Origin of the sequence: Phaeobacter italicus (genome assembly GCF_001258055.1) — a bacterium.
GTDB lineage: Bacteria > Pseudomonadota > Alphaproteobacteria > Rhodobacterales > Rhodobacteraceae > Phaeobacter > Phaeobacter italicus.
Map to the genome: position 1 here is coordinate 119,928 of NZ_CVRM01000031.1, position 25,316 is coordinate 145,243.

At 60.1% G+C, this 25,316-nt stretch carries 25 protein-coding genes; 15 read left to right on the plus strand and 10 right to left on the minus strand.

The annotated features are described in order from the left end of the window. Window positions 1-20 precede the first annotated feature (20 nt). The 4 genes from NIT7645_RS19530 (at window position 21) to NIT7645_RS11915 (ending at window position 4,606) form a co-directional block, all read left to right on the plus strand. The gene (locus NIT7645_RS19530) at window positions 21-197 is read left to right on the plus strand and encodes a hypothetical protein (protein ID WP_008562380.1); all 177 of its coding nucleotides are present in this window, start codon (window positions 21-23) and stop codon (window positions 195-197) included. A 105-nt stretch (window positions 198-302) separates the two neighbouring features. Further along, a complete protein-coding gene (locus NIT7645_RS19535; RefSeq protein ID WP_008561758.1) occupies window positions 303-458 on the plus strand; it encodes a hypothetical protein in 156 nt (51 codons plus the stop codon). A gap of 67 nt (window positions 459-525) precedes the next feature. Next, window positions 526-1,791 carry a diaminopimelate decarboxylase gene (lysA, locus tag NIT7645_RS11910; protein WP_008560076.1) on the plus strand — a complete coding sequence of 422 codons (1,266 nt, stop codon included), beginning with the start codon at window positions 526-528 and terminating at the stop codon, window positions 1,789-1,791. A gap of 52 nt (window positions 1,792-1,843) precedes the next feature. Further along, window positions 1,844-4,606 carry a TIGR02302 family protein gene (locus NIT7645_RS11915; RefSeq protein WP_008558832.1) on the plus strand — a complete coding sequence of 921 codons (2,763 nt, stop codon included), beginning with the start codon at window positions 1,844-1,846 and terminating at the stop codon, window positions 4,604-4,606. Between the two features lie 32 nt (window positions 4,607-4,638). On the opposite strand, the gene NIT7645_RS11920 is transcribed toward NIT7645_RS11915, so the two are convergent. Next, the gene (locus NIT7645_RS11920) at window positions 4,639-5,556 is read right to left on the minus strand and encodes a zinc-ribbon domain-containing protein (RefSeq protein ID WP_008562121.1); all 918 of its coding nucleotides are present in this window, start codon (window positions 5,554-5,556) and stop codon (window positions 4,639-4,641) included. A gap of 215 nt (window positions 5,557-5,771) precedes the next feature. On the opposite strand from NIT7645_RS11920, the gene NIT7645_RS11925 reads away from it, so the two are divergent. The 4 genes from NIT7645_RS11925 to NIT7645_RS11940 are packed head-to-tail and all read left to right on the plus strand — an operon-like array spanning window position 5,772 to window position 8,674. After that, a complete protein-coding gene (locus tag NIT7645_RS11925) occupies window positions 5,772-6,449 on the plus strand; it encodes a cell division ATP-binding protein FtsE (protein WP_037302978.1) in 678 nt (225 codons plus the stop codon). Further along, entirely contained in the window at window positions 6,446-7,345 is a 900-nt protein-coding gene (locus NIT7645_RS11930) for a cell division protein FtsX (RefSeq protein ID WP_008563150.1), read from the plus strand. The genes NIT7645_RS11925 and NIT7645_RS11930 overlap by 4 nt, the downstream gene beginning before the upstream one ends. Then, window positions 7,342-8,091 (plus strand): lysophospholipid acyltransferase family protein, encoded by a 750-nt coding sequence (locus NIT7645_RS11935; RefSeq protein ID WP_008562626.1) that lies wholly within the window; start codon window positions 7,342-7,344, stop codon window positions 8,089-8,091. The genes NIT7645_RS11930 and NIT7645_RS11935 overlap by 4 nt, the downstream gene beginning before the upstream one ends. Beyond that, the gene (locus NIT7645_RS11940; protein WP_050687194.1) at window positions 8,069-8,674 is read left to right on the plus strand and encodes a pyridoxamine 5'-phosphate oxidase family protein; all 606 of its coding nucleotides are present in this window, start codon (window positions 8,069-8,071) and stop codon (window positions 8,672-8,674) included. Before NIT7645_RS11935 ends, NIT7645_RS11940 begins: the two co-directional genes overlap by 23 nt. Window positions 8,675-8,725: 51 nt before the next feature. On the opposite strand, the gene NIT7645_RS11945 is transcribed toward NIT7645_RS11940, so the two are convergent. From NIT7645_RS11945 to mdh, 8 genes are all read right to left on the minus strand, one after another. Continuing rightward, a complete protein-coding gene (locus tag NIT7645_RS11945; RefSeq protein ID WP_008559254.1) occupies window positions 8,726-9,040 on the minus strand; it encodes an EthD family reductase in 315 nt (104 codons plus the stop codon). Between the two features lie 110 nt (window positions 9,041-9,150). Then, entirely contained in the window at window positions 9,151-10,548 is a 1,398-nt protein-coding gene (gene lpdA, locus NIT7645_RS11950) for a dihydrolipoyl dehydrogenase (RefSeq protein ID WP_008558888.1), read from the minus strand. 91 nt (window positions 10,549-10,639) lie between these two features. Beyond that, window positions 10,640-11,050, minus strand: a complete 411-nt coding sequence (locus NIT7645_RS11955; RefSeq protein ID WP_008560814.1) for an MAPEG family protein — start codon at window positions 11,048-11,050, stop codon at window positions 10,640-10,642. Window positions 11,051-11,143: 93 nt separating this feature from the next. After that, window positions 11,144-12,694 (minus strand): 2-oxoglutarate dehydrogenase complex dihydrolipoyllysine-residue succinyltransferase, encoded by a 1,551-nt coding sequence (gene odhB, locus NIT7645_RS11960; RefSeq protein WP_008559406.1) that lies wholly within the window; start codon window positions 12,692-12,694, stop codon window positions 11,144-11,146. Window positions 12,695-12,700: 6 nt separating this feature from the next. Then, window positions 12,701-15,658 (minus strand): 2-oxoglutarate dehydrogenase E1 component, encoded by a 2,958-nt coding sequence (locus NIT7645_RS11965; protein ID WP_008562243.1) that lies wholly within the window; start codon window positions 15,656-15,658, stop codon window positions 12,701-12,703. Window positions 15,659-15,923: 265 nt separating this feature from the next. After that, on the minus strand, window positions 15,924-16,808 hold the full coding sequence (sucD, locus tag NIT7645_RS11970; protein WP_008559701.1) for a succinate--CoA ligase subunit alpha: 885 nt from the start codon (window positions 16,806-16,808) through the stop codon (window positions 15,924-15,926). A gap of 62 nt (window positions 16,809-16,870) precedes the next feature. After that, a complete protein-coding gene (sucC, locus tag NIT7645_RS11975; RefSeq protein ID WP_008561724.1) occupies window positions 16,871-18,064 on the minus strand; it encodes an ADP-forming succinate--CoA ligase subunit beta in 1,194 nt (397 codons plus the stop codon). 322 nt (window positions 18,065-18,386) lie between these two features. After that, complete coding sequence (gene mdh, locus NIT7645_RS11980) at window positions 18,387-19,349, minus strand: malate dehydrogenase (protein ID WP_008561518.1); 963 nt, start codon at window positions 19,347-19,349, stop codon at window positions 18,387-18,389. A 163-nt stretch (window positions 19,350-19,512) separates the two neighbouring features. Here mdh and NIT7645_RS11985 point away from each other — a divergent pair, with 163 nt between their 5' ends. Beyond that, window positions 19,513-20,268 carry a sulfite exporter TauE/SafE family protein gene (locus NIT7645_RS11985; RefSeq protein WP_008561283.1) on the plus strand — a complete coding sequence of 252 codons (756 nt, stop codon included), beginning with the start codon at window positions 19,513-19,515 and terminating at the stop codon, window positions 20,266-20,268. Window positions 20,269-20,332: 64 nt separating this feature from the next. On the opposite strand, the gene NIT7645_RS11990 is transcribed toward NIT7645_RS11985, so the two are convergent. Continuing rightward, window positions 20,333-20,674 (minus strand): hypothetical protein, encoded by a 342-nt coding sequence (locus NIT7645_RS11990; protein WP_254360208.1) that lies wholly within the window; start codon window positions 20,672-20,674, stop codon window positions 20,333-20,335. 375 nt (window positions 20,675-21,049) lie between these two features. On the opposite strand from NIT7645_RS11990, the gene NIT7645_RS11995 reads away from it, so the two are divergent. From NIT7645_RS11995 to NIT7645_RS12020, 6 genes are all read left to right on the plus strand, one after another. Beyond that, on the plus strand, window positions 21,050-21,904 hold the full coding sequence (locus NIT7645_RS11995) for an HpcH/HpaI aldolase/citrate lyase family protein (protein WP_008560389.1): 855 nt from the start codon (window positions 21,050-21,052) through the stop codon (window positions 21,902-21,904). 35 nt (window positions 21,905-21,939) lie between these two features. Next, window positions 21,940-22,488 carry an NnrU family protein gene (locus NIT7645_RS12000; protein WP_008562493.1) on the plus strand — a complete coding sequence of 183 codons (549 nt, stop codon included), beginning with the start codon at window positions 21,940-21,942 and terminating at the stop codon, window positions 22,486-22,488. A gap of 3 nt (window positions 22,489-22,491) precedes the next feature. Beyond that, the gene (locus NIT7645_RS12005) at window positions 22,492-22,695 is read left to right on the plus strand and encodes a DUF1737 domain-containing protein (RefSeq protein ID WP_037302570.1); all 204 of its coding nucleotides are present in this window, start codon (window positions 22,492-22,494) and stop codon (window positions 22,693-22,695) included. Then, on the plus strand, window positions 22,695-23,726 hold the full coding sequence (locus NIT7645_RS12010; RefSeq protein ID WP_008562915.1) for a MaoC family dehydratase: 1,032 nt from the start codon (window positions 22,695-22,697) through the stop codon (window positions 23,724-23,726). Before NIT7645_RS12005 ends, NIT7645_RS12010 begins: the two co-directional genes overlap by 1 nt. A gap of 28 nt (window positions 23,727-23,754) precedes the next feature. Next, window positions 23,755-24,378: a histidine phosphatase family protein gene (locus tag NIT7645_RS12015; RefSeq protein WP_008559384.1), complete on the plus strand. Its 624-nt coding sequence runs from the start codon at window positions 23,755-23,757 to the stop codon at window positions 24,376-24,378. Between the two features lie 61 nt (window positions 24,379-24,439). Next, window positions 24,440-25,132 carry a DUF1194 domain-containing protein gene (locus NIT7645_RS12020; protein WP_037302977.1) on the plus strand — a complete coding sequence of 231 codons (693 nt, stop codon included), beginning with the start codon at window positions 24,440-24,442 and terminating at the stop codon, window positions 25,130-25,132. Window positions 25,133-25,316: the final 184 nt, after the last annotated feature.

The following is a 25,316-nucleotide window of genomic DNA, read 5'->3' on the forward strand; positions in this document are numbered from 1 at the left end:
CCTTTTCAGGAGATGACAACATGACCCGCATTCTGTTCGCCCTTGGATTGACCCTTGTCGTTGCCGCCTGCGGTGTGGACGGCGAACCGGTACGTCCCAGCCTGAATGCGGGCATTGGTGTTTCCAGCAGCGGCGTCCATGCTGGCGGGTCTGTCGGGCTCAGCAAAGGGCCACTGAGCGTTTCGCTCGGTCTTTGACCCGAACGGCAAAACCTCGGCTGGCCTTCTTGAAACCGGGAGGCTCGAACGCCATCCTAAAAGCGCACGCATCCGCGGGCGCTTTTTCTTTTTTAGGAACGCGACATGAAGAAAGTGATTTGCCTGCTGGTGACATTTGTAGGGCTGGCTGCTTGTGAACCGGTCCGACAGGCAGAAACCCCGCCAGAACAGCCGCCCGCTCAGAAAAGCGGGATATCCGTGTCAGGCGAGGTGCGTGTCGGTGTTTCGACAACCTTCTGAAGTTGCGACCCCCGAGGCTGCGCAAATTCATTGATCCTCGGGGGGCTTTTGCCTTAGGTGCGAACGCATGGATCATTTTCTCTACCGCGACGGCGCGCTTTTCGCCGAGGACGTTCCGGTGGCCGAGATTGCGGCTGCCGTTGGCACCCCATTCTACGTCTATTCCACTGCAACGTTGTTGCGGCATTTTCAGCTGTTTGACGATGCGCTGGCGGGAATGGACCACCTTGTTTGCTACGCGATGAAAGCGGCGTCAAACCAGGCGATCCTCAAAACCCTCGCGCAGGCCGGGGCGGGAATGGATGTTGTCAGCCAAGGGGAATATCTACGTGCCAAGGCCGCAGGTGTTCCCGGTGACAAGATCGTATTTTCGGGTGTTGGCAAGACCGCTGAGGAAATCCGCACCGCGCTCAGCGGTGGTATTCGCCAGTTCAACGTCGAAAGCGAACCGGAGATGGAAGTGATCAATGCGGTCGCTCTTGATCTGGGGGTGGTTGCGCCGATCACCGTGCGGGTCAACCCGGACGTAGATGCCAAAACCCATGCCAAGATCGCGACGGGCAAATCCGAAAACAAGTTTGGCATCCCCATCGCCAAGGCGCGCGAGGTCTATGCGCATGCCGCCACGCTGAAGGGGCTGGATGTTATCGGGATCGACGTGCACATCGGCTCCCAGCTGACTGAACTGGAACCATTCCGCCTTGCTTATCAGAAGGTGGCTGAGCTGACAGAGACCCTGCGGGCTGACGGCCACGATATCCGCCGTCTTGATCTGGGCGGCGGTTTGGGCATCCCCTACACCCGCTCCAACGAGGCACCGCCTCTGCCTGTCGAATACGGCCAGCTCATCAAGGATACGCTTGGGCATCTGAACGTCGAGATCGAGATCGAGCCGGGACGTCTGATTGCGGGCAACGCCGGGCTGATGGTGTCAAAGGTCATCTATGTGAAAGAGGGGGAAGGGCGTGACTTCCTTATTCTGGATGGCGCAATGAACGACCTGATCCGCCCGGCGATGTACGAAGCGCACCACGACATTGTTCCGGTTGTCGAACCGGAACCCGGTTTAGAGCCGCGCCCCTATGATATCGTCGGGCCAGTTTGTGAAACGGGTGATACCTTTGCAAAGGCTCGCCTGATGCCGCCCCTGTCGGCCAATGATCTGGTGGCGTTTCGCAGTGCCGGGGCCTATGGCGCGGTGATGGCGAGCGAATACAACTCTCGCCCCCTGATCCCGGAAGTTCTGGTTCACGGCGATCAATTCGCGGTTATCCGCCGACGCCCGGACTTTGACGAAATGATAAACCGCGATACCATCCCGGAGTGGCTCTGAGGTATTTCGCGGCAGCTGACGCGGCACAGGGCTTATCGGAGGCGCCGCCGCAATGGCCAATGATGCAGAGTTCCGCCGCAAGGCCGAAACGGAGATGACATCGACATCCGGGCACCCAAAGGTGTCCGGTCCGTCAGGCTCTGGGCGCATCCGGCTTTCTGATCCGCGTCTTGCTTCGCTAAAGTGGCCTTTGCGGCTCACTTGGCTGGGGCTTTTGGCAGAACGGCTAGTGCATGCGTTCTGGCCCCTTGTTTCTATCGTGATGCTTGCCCTTGCGACCCTCATGCTGGGGTTGCACGAACAGTTGCCTGTTGAGCTGGTCTGGACCGGTGCTGTTCTGACGGTTCTGGCTGGATTGGGCGCCGCAGGCTACGGCATGTGGCAATTCCGCTGGCCAAATTCAGGCGATGCGCTTGCACGCCTGGATGCGACGCTTCCGGGGCATCCGATTGCTGCAATTCTTGATACCCAGGGTATCGGCGGGGATGATCCGGCGTCACAGGCCCTCTGGTCGGCGCATCAGCGCAGGATGCAGGCGCGTGCGGCAACAGCGGTTGCTCCGGTCCCGGATCTTTCTGTCCGCCGGGCCGACCCATTTGCATTGCGCTATGTTGCTCTTCTTATGCTGACGGCCGCCCTGCTGTTCGGATCCATCTGGCAGGCGGGGAGCATTGGTGAGATGGCGCCAGGTTCTGCTGCGGCTGCTGCAGGTCCGACCTGGGAGGGTTGGGTCGAACCCCCTCGCTATACCGGCCTGCCGGTGCTGTATCTGAACGATCAGAGCGACCCCGCGCTGTCCGTTCCGGAGGGAAGCCGCATCACGTTGCGGTTTTACGGTGAGGTCGGGGATCTGACGCTGGATGAAACCGTATCTGGTCGCACAGGCGATCTGCCATCTGCAGCCGAGCCGGAGCAGAGTTTTGAAGTCACCCAGTCGGGAGACATGGCGATCAACGGACCCGGCGGGCGCGCATGGGCCGTGACTGTTATCGACGATCGTCCGCCCGCTGTGACGATAACCGGAACTCCGCAGTTGGAAGGTGATGACACCACTTCTCTCAGCTTCGAGGCCAGCGACGATTATGGCGTAGCAGGTGGTCGGGTTGAGATCACGCTTGATCAGGCGGCATTGGAAAGGCAGCACGGGCTTGCAGTTGCTCCCGACCCGCGAGAGCCCATCTTGCTCGACCTGCCCCTGCCGCTGACTGGTGATCGCAGCGCATTTGAAGAACAGATGATTGATGCCTTTGCCAAGCATCCGTGGGCCAACCTGCCTGTCACATACAACATGACGGTAGAGGATGCCGCGGGGCAAACAGCCCGCGCTGAGGTGCTGAAGGCGCCGCTGGTGACGCGACGGTTCTTTGATCCGATGGCTGCCGCCATTGCAGAGCAACGCCGCGATCTTCTGTGGGCCCGGGCCAATGCACCGAGAGTTGCGCAGATCCTTCGCACGCTGTCGACCTATCCAGCAGAGGTTTTCCGTGATCATGGCGACTACCTGCGTCTGCGCACAATCCTGCGTCGGCTGGAGCGGGCCTCGGCAGAAGACACCCTGACGTCAGAGCGTCAGGAAGAGCTGGCCGAGGCGCTGTGGGAACTCGCCATTCATCTGGAAGAAGGCGATGTTGGGGATGCGCTTGCGCGGATGCAGCGTGCACAGGAACAGCTGAGCCAGGCGATGCGTGACGGGGCCAGTGACGAAGAAATCGCGCGCCTCATGCAACAGCTGCGCGATGCAACCCAGGACTACCTGCGTCAGCTGCAGCGCCAGGCCCAGCAGGAGGGCGACGGGACAGACAGGCCGGACACCGGCCAGAACGAAAACGCCATGACCCTGAGCCAGCAGGATCTGCAATCCATGATGGATCGCATCCAGGAGCTGATGGAACAGGGCCGAATGGCGGAGGCGGAACAGGCTCTGCGTGAATTTCAGCAGATGATGGAAAATATGCAGGTCACCCAAGGCCAGCAGGGCGAGGGCGGAGAGCCGGGCCAACAAAGCATGGAAGACTTGGCAGAAACCTTGCGTGAACAGCAAGGTTTGTCCGATCAGGCCTTTCGCGACCTGCAGGAGCAATTCAACCCCGGTGCCCGCCGCGGCGAGAGCCAGGGCAATGAGGGGCGGAATGGCGGGCTTGGCCGGGGGCAATCCCATGAGGGTGGTCAGGGCAATCAGGGCGGTCAGGGAGATCGGCCCGGTTCTGGCAATTCCGAAGGTCCGCGCCAACCCGGCGAGAACGGCGGGACACGCGGTGAAAGCGGTGGCGCAGAAGGCGGGGGTCAGTCAGGCCAGCCGGGTGACCGCCAACAAGGGGGCGGATCACTTGCCGACCGCCAGCAGGCGCTGCGCGACCAGTTGCGCTCTCAGCAGCAAGGCCTTCCAGAGGGCGGTGGCGCGGCAGGGCAGGCCGCTGAGGACGCGCTTGATCAGGCAGGTCGCGCGATGGAAGGCGCTGAGGAAGCGCTGAGGGAGGGCGATCTGGCCGAGGCGATCGACCGCCAGTCCGAGGCAATGGAAGCCCTGCGTGAAGGCATGCGCGCTTTGGGGGATGCGCTGGCGAACCAACAGCAACCTGGCCAACAGCAGGGGCAGGGGCGCGCAGCGACTTCCAGTCAGGGCAATGGCCTTGATCCGCTGGGTCGGCGCAATGGCGAAAACGGAGATGGCGGATCGGCGGATGGGGCCTTTAGTGAAGGTCAGGCCTATCGCCGGGCCTGGGATCTGCTTGAGGAAATTCGCAGGCGCGCAGGAGAGCGCGAGCGCAGTGACACCGAACGCAGCTATTTGGAGCGCCTGCTGGACAGGTTCTGAAGCCGGTTTAGGCCTGCAGGCCTGTCAGCGCATCACTGTTGGACCGTGAAGGCCCGCACCTGCGTATCCAGCCACAATCTGGCGGCATCCACTTTGGCCACATAGCTGGACAGATACGGGTCGGCTTGTGGCACCTTTTGCGCAATCAACGGGGCGTTGTCATAGGCCATTGCCAATGCAAGAGCGACGAGGATCGCCAATGCAAAACCGCGGGTAAAGCTGCGCTTTTTCCTTGGTGCGGGGGCGTCAACGGGCGGTGCGATGGCGGCCGTGCTGGTCTCGCCAGAGCGCAGGGTGGAGTTGATTTCGTCGATATTCGGCAAGAGGCCCCGCCGCGATTCCGTGTCCTCATTGGCGAGCTGTTGCGGATCTTCACCGCGCATGCGGGCCATCTGCTCTCGTGCCTCTCTGGCCCGGCGGGCAGAGGCTTCTTCCGGCAGGGAATCGAGACCGAGGTCAGGCTGGCTTTGCAGGCTGTTGGCCTCTGCCGCGCGCAGGTTGGCTTCGCGCTCGGCCTCTTCGCGCAGAATACCGCTGATCGCAGGATCCAACCCACGCGGAGCGGGAGCGGTGGTCTCTGTCTCCTCTGGACCGGGCTCATCTACGTCATCGGCATGCTCTTCGGTCGTGGCTGTATCAGCAACGTCCGCCTCATGATCCAGCCCGGGATCCGTTTCCACAGTATCTTCATCTGCGGATGCGTCTGTAGCAGTGGCGGCGCGTTCTGTCTGGATCTCTTCAGACGGAAGATCAGCGCGCTGTTCATCGTCCTCAACCCAAGCCTGCTGATCCGCCAGCGGGGGAGACGCGATCGCAGCCCCTTGCGTGTTCGCGCCTGCCTGAAACCAGGTCTGTCCACAGTTCGAACATTGCACATCCCGCCCCTCGTCCGGGATCACGTCATCGGGCACCTCATACTGGGCGGCACAATTCGGACATGTCAGTCGCATGGGTCACTCCTTGGGACCTGGGTGGCTCCGGGGGGGTCCGGGCGGCTGTCGGCGGATGATTGTTTAATAATCATAGGCAGTTCCGGGCTTTCAAGGAAGAGCCAATCGCGCAGGGTCGCATCGGCGTGATGCAACCGCTGTGTGCTGGCAACAGCGCAGGCATTGAAACTGTCGGCACAGTCGGGCAAAACAGCCAAGACCAAGAGGGGGCCGCCGTGATCGAGCTGGACAATGTGGGGTATAACTACGGCGGCGGTGAACTGCTGAGCAACGTGTCAGTCAAACTGGCACCGGGATCGTTTCATTTCCTGACAGGGCCATCTGGCGCAGGCAAGACCACATTGCTTAAGCTGTGCTACGGCGCGCTGACACCCACATCTGGGCGTGCCCGTGCATTCAATATGGATATCAATGGCTTGGATCGCGATCAGATGGCATTCCTGCGCCGCCGTGTCGGGGTTGTCCATCAGGACTGTCGCTTTCTGGATCACCTGTCTGTGCTGGAGAACATCGCCTTGCCACTGACGGTTTCCGGCCGTGACATAACGCAGGAAGAGGCCAATCTGCGGGAACTTCTGACTTGGGTTGGCCTGTCAGAACGCGCCCATGCGACGCCTCCCGAACTGTCCGGCGGCGAGCGTCAGCGCGCGGCTTTGGCGCGGTCGGTGATCCTGTCGCCGGACGTCATTATCGCGGATGAACCGACGGGGAATGTGGACTGGGAAATGTCCCAGCGGCTTCTCCAGCTGCTGGTCGAGCTGAACCATATGGGCAAGACAGTGCTGGTCGCGACCCATGATCTATCGCTGATCCGTGCTGCCAAGAAGCAGGTCCAGGCACGGGTTCTGCGGATTTCAAACCGTCAGTTGCAGCAGGCAGGAGCAGATCTATGAGCCTGAGCCGTTTGCGTAATCTGATCATCGGGGATGCCCAGGCCGACCGGGTTGTGCCGCCCAGCGGATTTACCGCGCAGCTCACTCTCTTTGTGTCTGGTGCGATGGCTTTCCTCGCGGTTTTCGCCCTTGCCCTGTCGCTTGCCTCTGGCCGTCTCGCCGACCGCTGGGCGGATGAATTGGCCCGCGCCGCAACCCTGCGGATCAACGCTCCGGCAGAACAGCGCGCGGCACAAACCGAAGCAGCGCTGGCTATTCTGGACCAGACACCGGGCGTGGCCTCTGCTCGTGCGCTCAGCCGGGAAGAGCAGGCGGCTTTGCTGGCGCCCTGGTTCGGGGCTGAACTGCCGTTGGACAACCTGCCGGTTCCTCAACTGATCGAAGTCATCGAGGGCGAGCCAGGGTATGACGCAACCGGTCTGCGGCTGCGCTTGCAGGCCGAGGTGCCGGGCGCAATTCTGGATGACCACACGCGTTGGCGTGCGCCGCTTGTCGACGCTGCGCAGGCGCTGCGCCGTCTGGCGTGGGTGTCCATCCTGCTGATTGGCGGGGCAACTGCCGCGATGATTACCCTTGCCGCCAACGCGGCGCTTGCGGCCAATGCGCAGGTGATCGAGGTCCTTCGTCTGGTCGGCGCACTGGACAGCTATATTGCGCAGGCATTCATTCGCCGCTTCACCCTTCGGGCTCTGGTGGGGGCGTCTGTTGGGATTGTGCTTGGCATGGTCGGCGTCTGGCTGATGCCCGAAGCCTCACGCGAGGGCGGTTTCCTGACGGGTCTGGGCTTTCAGGGCTGGACCTGGTTGCTGCCGTTGCTCATTCCGCTACTTGGCGCCATCGTCGCCTTTGCCGCAACCACTCGTGCGGCCAACAAACGTCTTGGAGATTTGGCGTGAAGACTGCATTTCGCTGGCTGATTTCGGCCATTTTTGTTTTTCAGATCTATCTGATGATGCCGATCTTTGGCCTGATCTTCGCACCTTGGGCGATTTTCAGCAAACGGGGCGCACGAGTCTGCTGCAAAAGCTATTCCCGCTATGTATTCTGGACCGCCCGCCTGATGGTCGGCATCCGCTGCGAAGTCCGTGGACCGGTCCCGCAGGGAGAGGTGCTGATTGCCGCAAAACACCAGTCTTTTCTTGATATCATGATGATCTTTACCGCGCTTCCGACCGCAAAGTTCATCATGAAAAAGGAAATCCTGCGGACGCCGGTGATTGGCCAATATGCCAAGCTTCTGGACTGCGTGGCGGTTGATCGCGGCAAACGCGGGGCGGCCATTCAGAAAATGGTGCAGGAGGTCGAAGCCGGGCGGCAGGATGCAGGCCAGCTGGTCATCTACCCCCAAGGCACACGCGTCGCCCCCGGCGCGCAAAAGGAATACAAGGTTGGCACCGCCATTCTCTATGAACAGTTGAATCAGCCCTGTGTGCCGGTGGCCACAAATGTCGGCGTTCTGTGGCCGCGCAAGGGTATCATGCGAAAACCCGGTGTGGCGGTGGTGGAGTTCCTGGAACCGATTGAACCGGGGCTTGAGCGCGGCACCTTCATGACGACATTGGAAGAGCGCGTAGAGACGCGGTCTGATGCCTTGATGCAGGAAGCGGGGTTCGTGCGCGATGGAGTTTCTGACAACCGTTGAAGACCTGGAGGCGCTCTACGGGACACCGGGGGCGCCTTCGCTGCGCAAAGTGGCGGGCCGGATGACGCCGCTCTATCGTAAGTGGATCATGGCCTCGCGACTGTGCATGTTAGCCACTGTAGGCCCTGAAGGCACAGACGACAGCCCCCGCGGCGATGATGGTCCCGTGGTGCTCGAACTTGATCCGGGCACGCTGGCTCTGCCGGATTGGCGAGGCAACAACCGTATCGACAGTTTGCGCAATATCGTCCGTGATGGACGGGCATCTTTGATGTTTCTGGTGCCCGGATCCAACAATGTCGTGCGGGTCAACGGGATGGCGCAGGTGACTGCGGACCCGGATTTGCTGGCTCGGTTTGAAAAGGCAGGCAAGCAGCCGCGAACGGTAATTGTCATCAAAATCCGCGAGATCTACAGCCAATGCGCCCGCGCCCTTATGCGTGCCGGCACCTGGACGTCGGGCGACGAGAGCGAAGGCCTGCCCTCGATGGGCGACATCCTCGCCGAGCAAACCGCAGGCGAAGAAGGCGGGCAGACCTACGATGAGGCATGGGCGCCGCGGGCCGCCAAAACCATGTGGTGAGCAGGCAGGAACAAGGCACCATCTCAGAAACGGTGCCTTATCCAAATCACATCAGCTCATCAGCACGTCACCGATAAGGATCTGTGGGCGGATGTTGGTGAAATTCGCGACATCATCGATGATCGGTCCACCCTTTTCGGCCATCGCAGTGTCGAGCGTTTCCATATCCGGAAAGGTGATTGTTGCAATCAGCAGAAATGCTGGCGGTACGTCCGGTCCGCTGGCAATCCCGCGCGACGCTTCGACCGTGTCCATCAGATCGCCCCAGTGTTCCTCCACAAGGGGAAGATGGGTCTTCTCGTAGTAGTCAAAGTCAAATGTCGCATCTTCGGATGCAGGGTAGATCACTTGCAGGCTGACGGTCATCGCGGGGCTTCCTCCTCATGAGAAAGCGGCCCACCAATGGGGGCCGCTTTGGTGTTGTTGCTGTCTAGCAGGAGATCAAGGCGCAAGGCACCCTATTTCCTGCCAGATCATCAGCTGTGGATCGCGCCGTCACCGCAGGCAAGAGCGGCTTCGCGCACGGCCTCGGAGTAGGTCGGGTGGGCATGGCAGGTGAGGGCCAGATCCTCGGCGGAGGCCCCGAATTCCATCGCGACACAGATCTCATGGATGAGATCGCCGGCTGCCGGGCCAATGATCGACGCGCCGAGAATCCGGTCGGTTTCGCCATCAACGATCAGCTTCACAAAGCCATCACCCTGATGCACCGCTTTGGCGCGGCCATTGCCCATGAAGTTGAACTTGCCAACCTTGATCTTGCGACCTTCGGCCTTGAGCGCGTCTTCGGTCGCGCCGACATTGGCAACCTCGGGAGTGGTGTAGACCACGCCGGGAATGACGCCGTAGTTCACATGGCCATGCTTGCCTGCGATGACTTCGGCAACGGCCATGCCTTCATCCTCGGCTTTGTGCGCCAGCATCGGACCTTCGATGACATCGCCGATTGCATAGATGCCTTTGACGTTGGTCGCCCAATGTGCGTCGGTGGCGATCTGGCCTCGCTCAGTCATTTTGATGCCGAGTGCATCAAGACCCAGACCTTCGGCATAGGGTTTGCGCCCTGTTGCCACCAGCACCACATCCGCGTCGAGTGTCTGCTCTTCATCAGGCTTCTTCTTCAGCGCGTATTTGACCTTGCCCTTGGTTTTGGTGGTTTCCACACCCTGAACAGCCGCCCCCATGATGAAGTTCAGCCCCTGCTTTTCAAGGATCCGCTTGAAGGTGCGCTGTACGTCCTTGTCCATGCCCGGGCAGACGGCATCCATGTATTCAACAACCGTCACCTCAGAGCCGAGGCGGGCATAGACCGAACCCAGTTCGAGCCCGATCACGCCAGCGCCGATCACGACCATTTTCTTTGGAATCTTCGGCAGCTCCAGCGCGCCGGTGCTGTCCACGACGATGCCCTTGTCATTGTCGACCTCAACGCCCGGCAGGGCAGACGGAACAGAACCCGATGCGATCACGATGTTCTTTGTCTCATGGACATCATCGCCGACCTTGACCTTGCCCGCTTCGGGGATGGAGGCCCAGCCTTTCAGCCAGTCGATCTTGTTCTTTTTCATCAGGAACTCGACGCCGCCGGTGTTCTGGCCGATGACATCATCCTTGTAGGCCTTCATCTGGTCCCAATCGACCGACGGAGATTTGCCCTTCAGGCCCATCTTGGCAAAGTTGTGCTCTGCCTCGTGCAGGGAGTGGGTCGCGTGCAAGAGCGCCTTGGAAGGGATGCAACCCACGTTCAGGCAGGTCCCGCCGAGGGTTTCGCGGCCCTCGACGATCGCGGTTTTCAGGCCCAGCTGGGCGCAGCGGATGGCGCTGACATAGCCGCCGGGGCCCGCGCCGATGATGATCACGTCATAGGATGCCATTTGGATGTGCTCCTTTTGGGTTGAACGGGAGAGGGGGCGCTGCCCCCGGCGCCATGCGCTTCCCCCGGAGTATTTCGGGAAAGATGACGGCTCATGTCAGGGCCGCAATCAACATGAGGGTGGTGGCCAGATAGCCGACGGCCCAGATCAGAGACCGCCAGGGAACCCAGCCAAAAGCGTAGGCCGGAATGTAGAGGACCCGTGCGAGTAGATATGCATAGGCACAGGCCGTGGTCAGGGCAGAGGATTTGTCTGCAATGGCGAGAACCACGCAGGCGACGGCAAAGAGGATCAGCCCCTCGAAATGGTTCGACATTGCCCGGTGCAGGCGCGCTGTGCGGGTAGAGAGCTGATCGCGCAGATCACCGCCCAGCCTGTCCCGATCGCGCGGACCGAGCGTCTTTCCTTGGCCCAGCTCCAAGTTTGCAGGCACGGCCATCAGAGCGATCTGAAACACCTGCAAGAGCGCGGCGAGGGTGAGGGCGGTGAGTTCTGGGGTCATTTGGTCAAAACAAATTCTGCCAATTGGGTGCCCTTGCGACGCGCGTCGCAAAAGGAAGGGGTTCGCCCGTTAAGTCAGGCGAACCCAGTGCTTTTACAGATCCATCAGCAGGCGGCGGGGATCTTCCAGCGCTTCCTTAACGCGCACGAGGAAGGTCACGGCGCCTTTGCCGTCGACGATGCGGTGGTCATAGGACAGCGCCAGATACATCATCGGGCGGATTTCCACCTTGCCGTTGATCGCCATCGGGCGGTCCTGGATCTTGTGCATGCCAAGGATACCGGACTGCGGTGGGTTCAGGATCGGCGAGGACATCAGCGAGCCGTAGACGCCGCCGTTGGAGATGGTGAAGGTGCCGCCCTGCATCTCTGCCATCGACAGTTTTCCGTCACGGGCGCGCGCGCCTTTTTCGGCAATCGCTTTTTCGATGTCAGCGAACGACATTGCATCCGCGTCGCGGATGACCGGAACAACCAGACCCGTGGGCGTGCCCGCGGCGATGCCCATGTGAACGAAGTTCTTGTAGACGATGTCGGTGCCGTCGATCTCGGCGTTGACCTCGGGGACCTCTTTCAGCGCGTGGCAGCAGGCCTTGGTGAAGAAGGACATGAAGCCCAGTTTCACGCCGTGCTTCTTCAGGAACAGGTCCTTGTACTCGTTGCGCAGCGCCATCACCTCGGTCATGTCGACCTCGTTGTAGGTGGTGAGCATGGCAGCGGTGTTCTGGCTGTCCTTCAGGCGCTTGGCGATGGTCTGGCGCAGGCGGGTCATTTTCACCCGCTCTTCGCGGGCTGCGTCGTCTGCGGCAACAGGTGCGCGCACTGGCGCGGCGGCGGCCGGTGCAGATGTGCTCGCAGCTGGGGCGGCAGCGGCTGCGGCCACGGCGCGGGCGACGTCATCTTTCATGATGCGACCATCACGGCCGGTGCCCTGAACCTGATCGGCGGACAGACCGGCCTCTGCCATTGCCTTTTCAGCAGAGGGCGCATTTGCAACGTCCTTGGCCGGGCCACCCTGACCTGCGGGGGGCGTGGTGTACTGGGCACCACCTGCGGTCTCATCCTTGGTGGGTGTCGGGGTCACGGCACCAGATGCACCGCCGGAGATCACGCCAAGCTTGGCGGAGGCATCTACGGTGCTGCCCTCTGCAGCGGTGATTTCGGTCAGAACGCCCGCAACTGGCGAGGGGACTTCAACCGAGACCTTATCGGTTTCCAGTTCGCAGAGCATTTCGTCCTGTGCGACGCTGTCACCGACTTTCTTGAACCATGTGGAGACTGTGGCCTCGCTCACGGATTCGCCGAGGGTGGGAACCATGACATCGGTGGCGGCGCCGACATCGCCTGCGGGGGCGTCGCTGGTCGCTGCCGGGGCAGACGCCGCAGGTGCGGAGGCGGCGGCAGAGCCGCCTTCGGTGATGGTCGCCAGAAGCGCGTCAACACCTACGGTTTCGCCTTCACCTGCAACGATCTCGCCCAGAGTACCGGCAGCAGGGGCCGGAACTTCAACGGTGACCTTATCGGTTTCCAGCTCGCAGAGCATTTCGTCTGCGGCAACGGCGTCGCCGGGTTTCTTGAACCAGGTGGCGACGGTGGCTTCGGTCACGGATTCGCCCAGGGTGGGCACGCGAACTTCGGTGGTCATGGGGTGTTATCCTTCGATGCTCAGCGCTTCGTTCACGAGCGCAGCTTGTTGGGCTTTGTGTTCGCTGGCCAGGCCCGTTGCGGGCGAAGCCGAAGTGGCACGACCGACATAGGTCGGGCGGCTGTGCTTGGCGCCGATGCGCGTCAGCACCCATTCGATGTTTGGTTCGATGAAGCTCCAGGCGCCCTGGTTCTTGGGCTCTTCCTGACACCAGACCATCTCGGCGCCTTTGAAGCGCTCAAGCTCCTTGACCAGAGAGATGGCCGGGAACGGGTAATATTGTTCGATCCGCATCAGATAGACATCATCGATGCCGCGTGCGTCGCGTTCTTCCAGCAGGTCGTAATAGACCTTGCCCGAGCAGAGCACCACGCGCTTGATTTTGTCATCCGCGACCAGCTTGGTGTCGGAGTTGCCATGCTGGGCATCATCCCACAGAACACGGTGGAAGGACGAGCCGGTGGTGAACTCCTCGGCCTTGCTGACGGCCAGTTTGTGGCGCAGCAGGGATTTCGGCGTGACCAGGATCAGCGGCTTGCGGAAGGTGCGGTGCAGCTGGCGGCGCAGGATGTGGAAGTAGTTCGCCGGTGTCGTGCAGTTCGCCACGATCCAGTTGTCCTGACCACACATCTGCAGGAAGCGCTCGAGACGCGCAGAGGAGTGCTCTGGTCCTTGGCCCTCAAAGCCGTGCGGCAGCAGGCAGACCAGACCGGACATCCGCAACCATTTGCTTTCACCGGAGGAGATGAACTGATCGAACATGATCTGCGCACCGTTGGCGAAGTCGCCAAACTGCGCTTCCCAGAGGGTCAAGGCGTTCGGCTCAGCGAGTGAGTAGCCGTATTCGAAGCCGAGCACAGCATATTCGGAAAGCGCGGAGTCGATCACCTCATACTGGGACTGACCGCTGCGGATGTTGTTCAGCGGATAGAACCGTTCCTCGGTGTCCTGATTGACGATGCCGGAATGGCGCTGCGAGAAGGTGCCGCGGGTTGCGTCCTGACCGGCCAGGCGCACGGGGTAGCCTTCGGTCAGCAACGAACCATAGGCCAGTGCCTCGCCGGTTGCCCAATCGATGCCTTCGCCGTTCTCGATCATCTTGGCACGGGAATCGAGGAAGCGGCCGATGGTTTTATGGACAGCGAATCCCTCTGGTACACGCGTCAGCGCGGTGCCGACTTCCTTGAAGGTTTCAGGAGTGATGGCGGTTTGACCGCGCTGATAGTCCTCTTCCTTCTTGTCGAGGTGAGACCAGCGGCCATCCAGCCAGTCGGCTTTGTTCGGTTTGTATTCCTTGCCGGCTTCGAATTCTTCGTTCAGGCGCGCCTGGAATGCAGCCTTCATGTCTTCGATTTCGCCTTCCGGGATCAGACCGTCCTTGACCAGGCGCTCGGTGTAAAGCGACAGGGTGGTCTTGTGGCCCTTGATCTTCTTGTACATGAGCGGGTTGGTGAACATGGGCTCATCGCCCTCGTTGTGACCAAACCGGCGGTAGCAGAAGATGTCGATCACGACGTCCTTGTGGAATTTCTGACGGAATTCGGTGGCCACCTTGGCGGCATGAACCACGGCCTCCGGATCGTCACCGTTCACGTGGAAGATCGGCGCCTCTACCACCAGCGCGTTGTCGGTGGGATAGGGCGAGGAACGCGAGAAATGCGGCGCCGTGGTAAAGCCGATCTGGTTGTTCACGACGATATGGATGGTGCCGCCGGCCTTGTGGCCGCGCAGACCGGACAGGGCAAAGCATTCGGCCACAACGCCCTGACCCGCAAAGGCAGCATCGCCGTGCAGCAGGATTGGCAGGACCTTGCTGCGGTCTGCATCGTTCAACTGATCCTGTTTGGCACGTACCTTGCCCAGGACAACCGGGTTCACCGCCTCAAGGTGCGAGGGGTTGGCTGTCAGCGACAGGTGGACGGAATTGCCATCAAATTCACGATCGGAGGAGGCGCCGAGGTGGTATTTCACGTCGCCGGAACCATCCACGTCCTCTGGTTTGAAGCTGCCGCCCTGGAATTCGTTGAAGATCGCCCGATAGGGTTTCTGCATCACGTTGGCGAGCACCGACAAACGCCCCCGGTGGGGCATGCCGATGACGATTTCCTGAACACCGAGATTGCCACCGCGTTTGATGATCTGCTCCATCGCGGGGATCAGGCTTTCGCCCCCATCAAGGCCAAAGCGCTTGGTGCCCATGTATTTGACGTGCAGGAATTTCTCGAAGCCCTCGGCCTCAACCATCTTGTTGAGGATCGCCTTGCGACCTTCGCGGGTGAACTGGATCTCCTTGCCGTAGCCTTCGATCCGCTCTTTCAGCCAGCTGGACTGTTCAGGGTCGGAAATATGCATGTACTGCAGGGCAAAGGTGCCGCAGTAGGTGCGTTTCACGATGTCGACAATCTGGCGCATGGACGCAACCTGCAGGCCCAGGACGTTGTCGATGAAGATCGGGCGATCCATGTCGGATTCGCCAAAGCCATAGGTGCGTGGGTCCAGTTCCGGGTGCTGCGCATCTTCGCGCATGCCAAGCGGATCCAGATTGGCTGCCAGATGACCGCGGATCCGGTAGGCGCGGATCAGCATCAGGGCGCGGATCGAATCCAGAACGGCGCGCTGGACCTGATCGTCGGTTACTTCGACGCCTTTGGCCGCAGCCTGTTCCTTGATCTTCTTGCCTGCACCTTTGGCCTCTGCCGGGGCAGGCCATTCGCCTGTCAGGGCGGCCGTCAGATCGTCGTTCGGGGCAGGTGGCCAGTCGGCCCGGGCCCAGGAGGGGCCGGCTGCTTCTGCCTTCACATCGAGCTCTGCGTCTCCCATCTGGCGGAAAAACTCGGCCCAGGCTGCATCGACCGCGTTGGGGTCGTTGGCGTATTGGGCATAGAGCTGCTCCAGATACTCAGCGTTGTGCCCCTGCATGAAGGAGGAAGCATGGAAGAGTTCGTTTGGGCTCTGGTCGGTCATGTATGTACCTCTTGCGGGTTGGGACCGGTTTTGGTGCGACCAAGGGTCAATGTGTTGCAGCCTGATCAGAAGGCGTTTCGGAAGAGTAAAACGCCTGCGGAATCCTGCAGCAGATAAGATCGGCCTCTGGAGGTAACAATCCTATCGACAAAAGGATCCCTGAAACGGGAAGAAGAGCGCCCGTTACAGGCGCTCATTTTCCGGACAGACGGTTCAGGCCCGTCCGGAAAAAGATTTTGGGTGCCGTATGGGGCAGCCTGCGGCATTATTTGCCGATGGCCTTCAGAACAGCTTCGCCCAGGGTGGCGGGGCTGTCAGCGACAACGATACCAGCGGATTTCATTGCTTCGATCTTGTCCTCGGCGCCACCTTTGCCGCCTGCGACGATCGCACCGGCATGGCCCATGCGACGGCCCGGAGGGGCGGTGCGGCCTGCGATGAAACCGGCAACCGGCTTCCAGCGACCTTTTTTCTTCTGCTCGGCGAGGAATTCTGCAGCTTCCTCTTCGGCAGAGCCGCCGATTTCACCGATCATGATGATGGATTCGGTTTCCGGATCGTCCAGGAACATGTCCAGCACGTCGATGTGCTCGGTGCCTTTGATCGGGTCGCCGCCAATGCCAACCGCAGTGGACTGGCCAAGACCGATGTCTGCAGTCTGCTTTACCGCCTCATAGGTCAGGGTGCCCGAGCGGGACACAACACCGACCGAGCCACGCTTGTGGATGTGGCCGGGCATAATGCCGATCTTGCAGGCATCCGGGGTAATCACACCGGGGCAGTTCGGGCCGATCAGGCGCGATTTGCTGTCTTCCAGCGCGCGCTTCACTTTCATCATGTCCAGCACCGGGATGCCTTCGGTGATGCAGACGATCAGTTCCATCTCGGCGTCGATGGCCTCAAGGATGGAATCCGCTGCGAAGGGCGGCGGCACGTAGATCACAGAGGCATTGGCTTCGGTCACGTGCTTGGCTTCATGCACGGAGTTGAAGACCGGCAGGTTCAGGTGGGTCTGGCCACCTTTGCCGGGCGTGACGCCGCCGACCATTTTGGTGCCATAGGCAATGGCCTGTTCAGAGTGGAATGTGCCCTGCGAGCCGGTAAAGCCCTGACAGATGACTTTGGTGTTTTCGTCGATGAGGACTGCCATTTTGGCGTTCTCCTTAGAATAACTTGCTTTGGGGAAAGGTGGGCTGGCACCCACCCCAAGGATTAGCCTTTGACAGCTTTCACGATCTTCTCGGCGCCGTCGGACAGGTTGTCGGCTGCGATGACATCAAGACCGGAGTTGTTGATGATGTCTTTGCCGGCTTCCACGTTGGTGCCCTCGAGACGGACAACCAGCGGAACCTTCAGGCCGACCTCTTTCACCGCGGCAACCACGCCCTCGGCGATGACGTCGCAGCGCATGATGCCGCCGAAGATGTTCACGAGGATGCCTTTGACGTTGGGGTCAGAGGTGATGATCTTGAACGCCTCGGTCACTTTCTCCTTGGTGGCGCCGCCACCCACGTCGAGGAAGTTCGCAGGCTCAGCGCCATACAGCTTGATGATGTCCATGGTGGCCATCGCCAAACCTGCGCCGTTCACCATGCAGCCGATCTCACCGTCGAGTGCGATGTAGTTCAGGTCGTATTTGGAGGCTTCCAGTTCCTTGGGATCTTCCTCGGTGGTGTCGCGCAGTTCGGAGATATCGGCGTGGCGGTAGACCGCGTTGCCGTCAAAGCCGACCTTGGCGTCCAGCACCTTGAGGTTGCCGTCATCGGCGATGATCAGCGGGTTGATCTCCAGCATTTCCATGTCTTTTTCGACAAACGCCTTGTAGAGCTGGCCCATCAGCTGAACGCATTGTTTGACCTGCGCGCCTTCAAGGCCAAGCGAGAAGGCAATGCGGCGACCGTGGAACGCCTGGTAGCCAGTTGCCGGATCAACAGAGAACGACAGGATCTTTTCGGGGGTGGCTTCGGCCACTTCCTCGATGTCCATGCCGCCTTCGGTGGAGCACACAAAAGAGATGCGCGAGGTCTGGCGATCCACCAACAGAGCGAGGTACAGCTCGGTCTGGATGCCGGAGCCGGCTTCGATGTAGATGCGGTTCACCTGCTTGCCGGCCGGGCCGGTCTGGTGGGTCACAAGGGTGCGGCCCAGCATTTTCTTGGCTTCTTCGGCGGCTTCTTCGACCGATTTGGTCAGGCGCACACCGCCCTTTTCACCTGCGTCGGCTTCCTTGAAGGAGCCTTTGCCGCGGCCACCTGCGTGGATCTGGGCCTTGACCACCCAGAGGGGCCCGTCCAGTTCACCAGCTGCTGTTTTGGCGTCTTCCGCCTTGAGAACCACACGCCCGTCGGAAACTGGCGCGCCGTAGCTGCGGAGGAGGGCCTTGGCCTGATATTCGTGGATGTTCATCTGAAACTGTCCCGTCTGGCTGCAATTGTCGTGACTAATACGCCGTTATCAGGCCAATGTTTAAAGGGTTTTCTGTGGGCTGGTAAAGAAATCCCGAAGATTTCTCTAATTTGTGATCACGGGTTTCCGGCGTGTGATCACAAATTTATCAATCGTGAACGGATTTGATTCGAGAACGGCTGAGGAACAGATTTCACCACCTCAAACAGGTCAGTGCCGACAACCAAGCCACCAAATGCGGCATCATATGCCCGGCGCTGAAATGACAAAGGCCCACCGGAAGAGGCGGGCCTTTGTACAGATCTTGATCGTGTCAGGCCGATTAGGCCAGGGAACCGTCGATACCTTTGCAGGCTTCAACCAGGCCCTTCACCGCGTTGACAGAGTTGTCGAACATGGCCTGTTCGTCGGCGGTCATCTTGATGTCGATGATACGCTCAATGCCACCAGCGCCGATCACGGTCGGGACGCCGACATACATGCCGTTCAGACCTAGGGCGCCATCAACATAGGCGGCGCAGGGCAGAACGCGCTTCTGGTCTTTCAGGTAGGCTTCGGCCATTTCGATGGCAGAGGTTGCAGGTGCATAGAATGCAGAACCGGTCTTCAGCAGGCCAACGATCTCGGCACCGCCATCACGGGTGCGCTGAACGATGGCGTCCAGCTTCTCCTGGCTGGTCCAGCCCATTTTCACCAGATCGGGCAAAGGAATGCCTGCCACGGTGGAATAGCGGGTCAGCGGAACCATGGTGTCGCCGTGGCCGCCCAGAACAAAGGCGGTAACGTCCTTCATCGAGACGTTGAATTCTTCGGCCAGGAAGTGACGGAAGCGGGCGGAGTCCAGAACGCCTGCCATGCCGCAAACTTTCTCATGGGGCAGACCAGAGAATTCGCGCAGCGCCCAGACCATCGCATCCAGCGGGTTGGTGATGCAGATAACAAATGCGTTCGGCGCGTGGTCACGGATGCCTTCGCCAACGGATTTCATGACCTTGAGGTTGATACCCAGCAGGTCATCGCGGCTCATGCCGGGCTTGCGCGGTACACCGGCGGTGACGATGCAGACGTCTGCGCCTGCGATGTCCTCGTAGGACTGAGTGCCCTTCAGGCTTGCGTCAAAGCCTTCCGAAGGACCGGATTCTGCGATGTCCAGTGCCTTGCCTTCTGGGATGCCTTCGGCAATGTCGAACAGGACGACGTCGCCGAGTTCTTTCAGTGCTGCGAGGTGGGCAAGTGTGCCACCGATCTGACCTGCGCCAATCAGGGCGATTTTGGGTCGAGCCATTGGAATTTATCTCCGGTCCGGTTGTGATTGCCGCGAGGACTACGGCGTTCCGTCCCGTCGCGCAAGATCCATGCGGGGGAAGGGGGAATGTGCCGCAGGCTATTCGAATCCGACGATAAGCGCTAAAGAGGCGACATTTGAGGGGCTTAGAAGGTTTCTGCTGATGCCTGAAATCACGGTTATGTTTTTTGTCGTGGCTGTTTTGGCTGTCACTTTTGCGGGCATCTCAAAAGGTGGCTTTGGATCAGGTGCAGCCTTTGCCTCGTCTTCGATTCTTGCTCTGATTGTGGAACCGGGGGTCGCGCTGGCGTTCATGCTGCCCCTGTTGATGTTGATTGATGTCGCATCACTGCGGCCCTACTGGGGGCGATGGCGGCTGAGAGAGTCGCTGTTGCTGATCGCCGGGGGATTGCCTGGGGTGGGTCTTGGCGCGGTGTTTTATCGCTCGGTTGATGCGGACGGAATGCGGGTGCTGATCGGCGTTCTATCCGTTGGATTTGTTGTCTGGCAGTTGTCAGAGGGGCTAAGGGCGCGTTTGTCTCAGCCTCGCGACAGGGCAAATGCCGTCGGGCTGATTGCTGGCGTTGTTGCAGGCTTCACCAGTTTCGTGAGCCATGCAGGCGGCCCGCCTGCGGCTGTCTATTTGCTCGGTCGGCGGATGAGCAAAACCGAATATCAGGCCAGTACGGTTCTGGTCTTCGGGGTGCTGAATGCCGCGAAATTTCTGCCTTATGCGGCCTTTGGGTTGGTGACGCCTGCATCCTTGACGCTGGATCTGATGCTTGCACCTTTTGCGCTGATCGGCACCTGGGTCGGCGTGAAATTGCACCACCGTGTGCCCGAGCGGCTGTTTTTTGGGCTCACCTATGTGCTGCTGATGGTCACGGGGACCAAGCTGATCTGGGACGGGCTGACCTAGACGGCTGTGTAGAAGACTGTGCCTGCGGGCTCCCCTCCGCAAGGCGAACAGTGCGTCTGTCACATCACACGTCGCTGTCGGTATTCGGCAGAGCCTCGGCCAGCATTTCGTAGGATTGTCCGGACGCCACGAGGCACGTCACACCAGAAGGGTTTGTTACCGTGATCGTCCAGCTGCCGGTATCCGCTGATGCAAAGGTTTCCATCACCATGCCACGTTGGCCGATGCCGATGCTTTGCCTGCTTTCGCCGTAGCGTTCGGCAAGCCGTTTGACCACCTGATCGCGCGGGGCGCAGCTGGAACTGGTTTGCCCGGCCGCGGGCATGGCGGACATGAGCGGTACCGCGAGTGAGGCAATTACGGCCGCGCGCAACATGGTCTTCAACTTGAACGTCGTCTTCATCATGGGTTTTACCCTTTCCGGAAGCTCCGGCGCGGGCACCCTGACAGGTCATGTGGTCCGGACCTGTGCAGGCCTTGCATCGCACCAATTTCGCGTCATCGTCTGGCAGGCGATTTACCTGCGGCAGCGGGATCCGTTTTGAACCTGATCGCTGCCCTGATAAGAGTGGCAAATCTTTCCTGATAAGCCATTAACGCAGCGTTCTGCCCCTTGTTTTGCTGGCTTTCCGGATGTTTGTCAGCGGTTTAGATGTTGCGCCATTGGCGATCTTTCTGCTGCCGCATAGATGATTTCTGCATTGCGGCATAATTTCTCTTGATAGTTTAATTTCTATATTCTAGCTGTTCTTGAAACAAAATGACCCAGAGGAGATCGCATATGGATCCGCGCACCCGTCCGTACCGTTCGGTTCTTTATATTCCCGGATCCAAACCGCGGGCGCTGGAAAAGGCGCGCGGACTGCCGGTGGATGCGATCATCTTTGACCTAGAGGATGCGGTCTCTGCAGATGAAAAGGTCAACGCGCGCGACACGCTTGGGGCGGCCCTTGCAGAGGGTGGATATGGCGCCCGAATGAAGATTGTGCGCATCAATGGATTGGATACCACATGGGGCCGATCGGATGCAGAAGCTGTCACCAAGATGGCCTGTGATGCGGTCCTTTTGCCAAAGGTGTCATCGCCTGACGATCTGAATGCGCTTGCTGCCATTACCGGTGATCTGCCGATCTGGGCGATGATGGAAACGCCTCGGGGTATCCTGAACGCGGCGGCGATTGCGGCGCACCCGCTGCTGCAGGGGATGGTGATGGGCACCAATGATCTCGCCAAGGAGCTGCAGGTGCGGTTTCGTCCCGACCGGCTCCCTCTGATGGCGGGCTTGGGGCAATGTCTGCTCGCGGCCAAGGCGGAAGGCATCATCATCGTCGATGGTGTGTACAACGCTTTCAAAGACGCAGAGGGTTTGGCAGCAGAATGCGAACAGGGCCGAGACATGGGCTTTGATGGCAAGACGCTGATCCATCCGGCGCAGGTGGATGTGGCGAATGCGGCCTTTGCTCCGTCTGAGGCGGAAATCGACCTGTCCCGCCGCCAGATCGCGGCATTTGAGGAGGCAGAGGCCGCCGGTCAGGGGGTCGCTGTTGTGGATGGCAAGATTGTCGAGAACCTGCATGTGGCAACCGCCCGCGAGATCCTTGCGAAAGCTGATGCAATCGCGGCCGTTTCCGCCTAGGCGTTTAGTCAGTCAAATATCTGTAGGAGACTGACATGGCAGTATTGCTTTTAGGCATCCTGATCTGGTGGGGGGCACATTTCTTCAAACGCCTCATGCCTGAGCAGCGGGCGAGCCTTGGGGAAAAGGGCAAGGGGCTGGTCGCACTGGCATTGGTTGCTGCGATCGTTTTGATGGTGCTCGGCTATCGCAGCATGGAGTTCATCTATGTTTGGGCGCCGCCATCTTTCATGGTGCACATCAACAACACGCTGGTTCTGATCGCCTTGTTCCTGATGTCGCCCGCGCCCAAGAAGGGTGCGCTCTTGAATGGGATGCGGCATCCGATGCTGACGGGGTTTGCGCTATGGGCGATTGCGCACCTGCTGGTGAACGGTGATCTGGCGTCGATCATTCTGTTTGGTGGTCTGCTGGCCTATGTGCCGGTCCAGATCATGCTGATCAACCGGGCAGAGCCAACCTGGGCACCGGGCCCCAAAGGCAGCTATGCCAAGGACGGCATGTTCTTTGTCGCCTCGATCATTCTGATGGGTGTGATCGGCTATATCCACGGGCTTGTCGGCCCCTCGCCATTCGGAGGCTAACGCATGAAACTCTATCGTTTTTTGTCGGAAGACGACACATCGGCATTTTGCCATAAGGTGACTGACGCGCTCAACAAGGGCTGGGAGCTGTACGGTAGCCCCACCCAAACCTTTGATCCAGTGAAAGGGATCATGCGCTGCGGTCAATCCGTCGTGAAGGATGTGCCGGGCACCTACACCCCTGATACCAAGCTGGGAGAGCACTGATGGCCAAGACCAATGCGGGCCGGTTTTTTGAGGATTACGCTGTGGGGGATGTGCTGCGGCACGCGGTCCCTCGCACGGTGTCGGGGGGAGAGCGAGCCTTGTATCACGCGCTCTACCCGGCGCGACACGCCCTGTATTCCTCGGATGAATTCGCGCGCGGATGTGGTCTGCCCGAGGCGCCGCTGGACGATCTGGCGGCGTTTCATCTGGTCTTTGGAAAGACCGTGCCGGATGTGTCGCTGAACGCAGTGGCCAATCTAGGCTATGCAGAGGGACGGTGGCATCGACCGGTTTACGCCGGGGACACCCTGCGCGCCGAGAGTGAGGTGATCGGGGTCAAGCAGAACTCCAACGGGAAATCCGGTGTTGTGTATGTCCGGACCCGTGGGTTGAACCAGCATGATGATCTGGTGCTGGACTATGTGCGCTGGGTCATGGTGCGCAAAGGTGATCTGGATGCGCCTGCCCCGCAGACGGTCATCCCGGAGCTCCAAAATGTGATCCGAGCCGAAGATCTGGTGGTTCCTGCAGGCCTGCAGTTTGACAGCTACGACTTTGTGCAGGCTGGTGAAGCCCACCGTTTGGCGGACTATGAAATTGGCGAACAGATCGATCACGTGGATGGCGTGACGGTCGAAGAGGCCGAGCACATGCTGGCAACGCGCCTGTGGCAGAATACGGCAAAGGTTCATTTCGACACCACAGCCCGGCCTGACGGGTCGCGGCTGATCTATGGGGGGCATGTGATCTCGATGGCGAGGGCTCTGTCGTTCAATGGTCTCGCAAATGCACAGATGATCGTTGGTCTGAATGGGGGCGCCCATGCGAACCCCTGTACGTCGGGCACGACGATCCGGGCGTGGTCTGAGGTTTTGGACAAGGCCGAAACCGGCGTGCCGGGTGTCGGTGCGATCCGCCTGCGTCTGGTTGCGACCAGCGGCGGCGAACCGTTCGCGCTGCGGGGCGATGACGGCAAATACCTGCCGGAGGTGTTGCTTGATCTGGACTATTGGGCGCTGATGCCGGTCTGATTGATCGGCGGATTACGGGAGGATCACCTTGGCCACGCTCAGCCCTGACATGGTGATCTACCTGACCCACCCGCAGGTTTTGAGTGACCCGGATGTGCCGGTTCCCAACTGGCAGCTGTCTGTGGAAGGGCGGCAAAGGGTTGATGCGTTGGCTGACCACATTGCGGCAGCGGATCTGGGCGGCGCTGTGGCTGTTGTCGCCAGCGCGGAACGCAAGGCGGTCGAAACCGCTGCGCCACTTGCCGCCGCACTTGGTACGCGCGTCGACGTCCGGCCTGGTACCCATGAGAATGATCGCTCCAGCACCGGGTTTCTGGCCCCACCGCTGTTTGAGGCGCAGGCGGACGCGTTCTTTGCTAATCCCGATAGATCAATGCGCGGATGGGAGGCGGCGAGCGATGCTCAGGCGCGCATCTTGCGAGAAGTAATGGCAGCCGAAGCTGATCATGACGGCCATGCGCTGATCATTTGTGGCCACGGTGCAGTTGGAACACTCCTTTATTGTGCGTTGGCGGGGCTCCCGATCTGCCGACAATGGGACCAGCTCGCAGGTGGCGGATGCTGGTTTGCCTACAGCCGCAAGGCACGCCGCCCGCTCGCCCGTTGGGCAGTCATGGAGCGTCTCTTTGCAGGAGAAGAGATCGCGCGGTAGCGGCCTCACGGGAAAAAGAGTAGGGCGGATCAAAACGGGCCGCTAGGCTGGGCCTATGCAGATGACGCGCCTTTTTCTTGTTCTGACCTGCCTGCACCTTGTTTTTGGCGCGCGTATGCTGCGTGCCTGTGATCTTGCGCTTGTGCTGGCTGTCGATGTTTCCGGCAGCGTCGACATCGACGAATACCGGATCCAGATGGACGGGCTTGCGGCAGCGCTTCGAGATGGGATCATCGCCGAGGCACTGGTGCGGGGAGAAGCGCGCGTGGCGGTCATCCAGTGGTCAGGAAGCGGTCGCCAGGAGCTGTCTCTCCCTTGGGTCGCCATCTCGGACTTCAGCGATGTGGATCGATTGTCCAACGAGATCTCGGGCCTGCCGCGTCCTTGGCGGAACTTTGCAACAGGTATCGGAGAGGCGCTTGAACTGGCTTTGGCTCAGTTTTCCGCCGTGCCGGATTGTCGCAGGCGTCTAATCGATGTTTCGGGCGATGGGTTTTCGAACGAAGGGGTGGCCCCCGGTGATGTGCATCCAGCGTTGCGCGCGGCTGGCGTGACGGTCAATGCGCTGGCGATTGAAGACAGCGAGCCCGCCCTGACGGACTACTTCTTTGAAGAAGTGATCACAGGCGAAGGGGCCTTCGTGCAAACCGCTGCAACCTTTGAAGAATATCCGGATGCAATTCGCCAGAAACTCCTGCGGGAAGTGGCAGAGCAGACTGCTGGACTGCCAGGGGAGGATCTGCGTCGCAACTGAAAAACCGAACCCTGTCTGATTCTGTAAGAAATTAAGGGAAAAATAATTTGTGATCACGCGCTTGATCTAAGTGATCACAAAATGTGGTTTTCCTGGCATTTGCAGGAATAACTGCGCATTTTTACCCCTCGTTTGCGTGACACGACGCAAAAAACCGCTAAAACGTCGTCAGCCAACCGGAAAG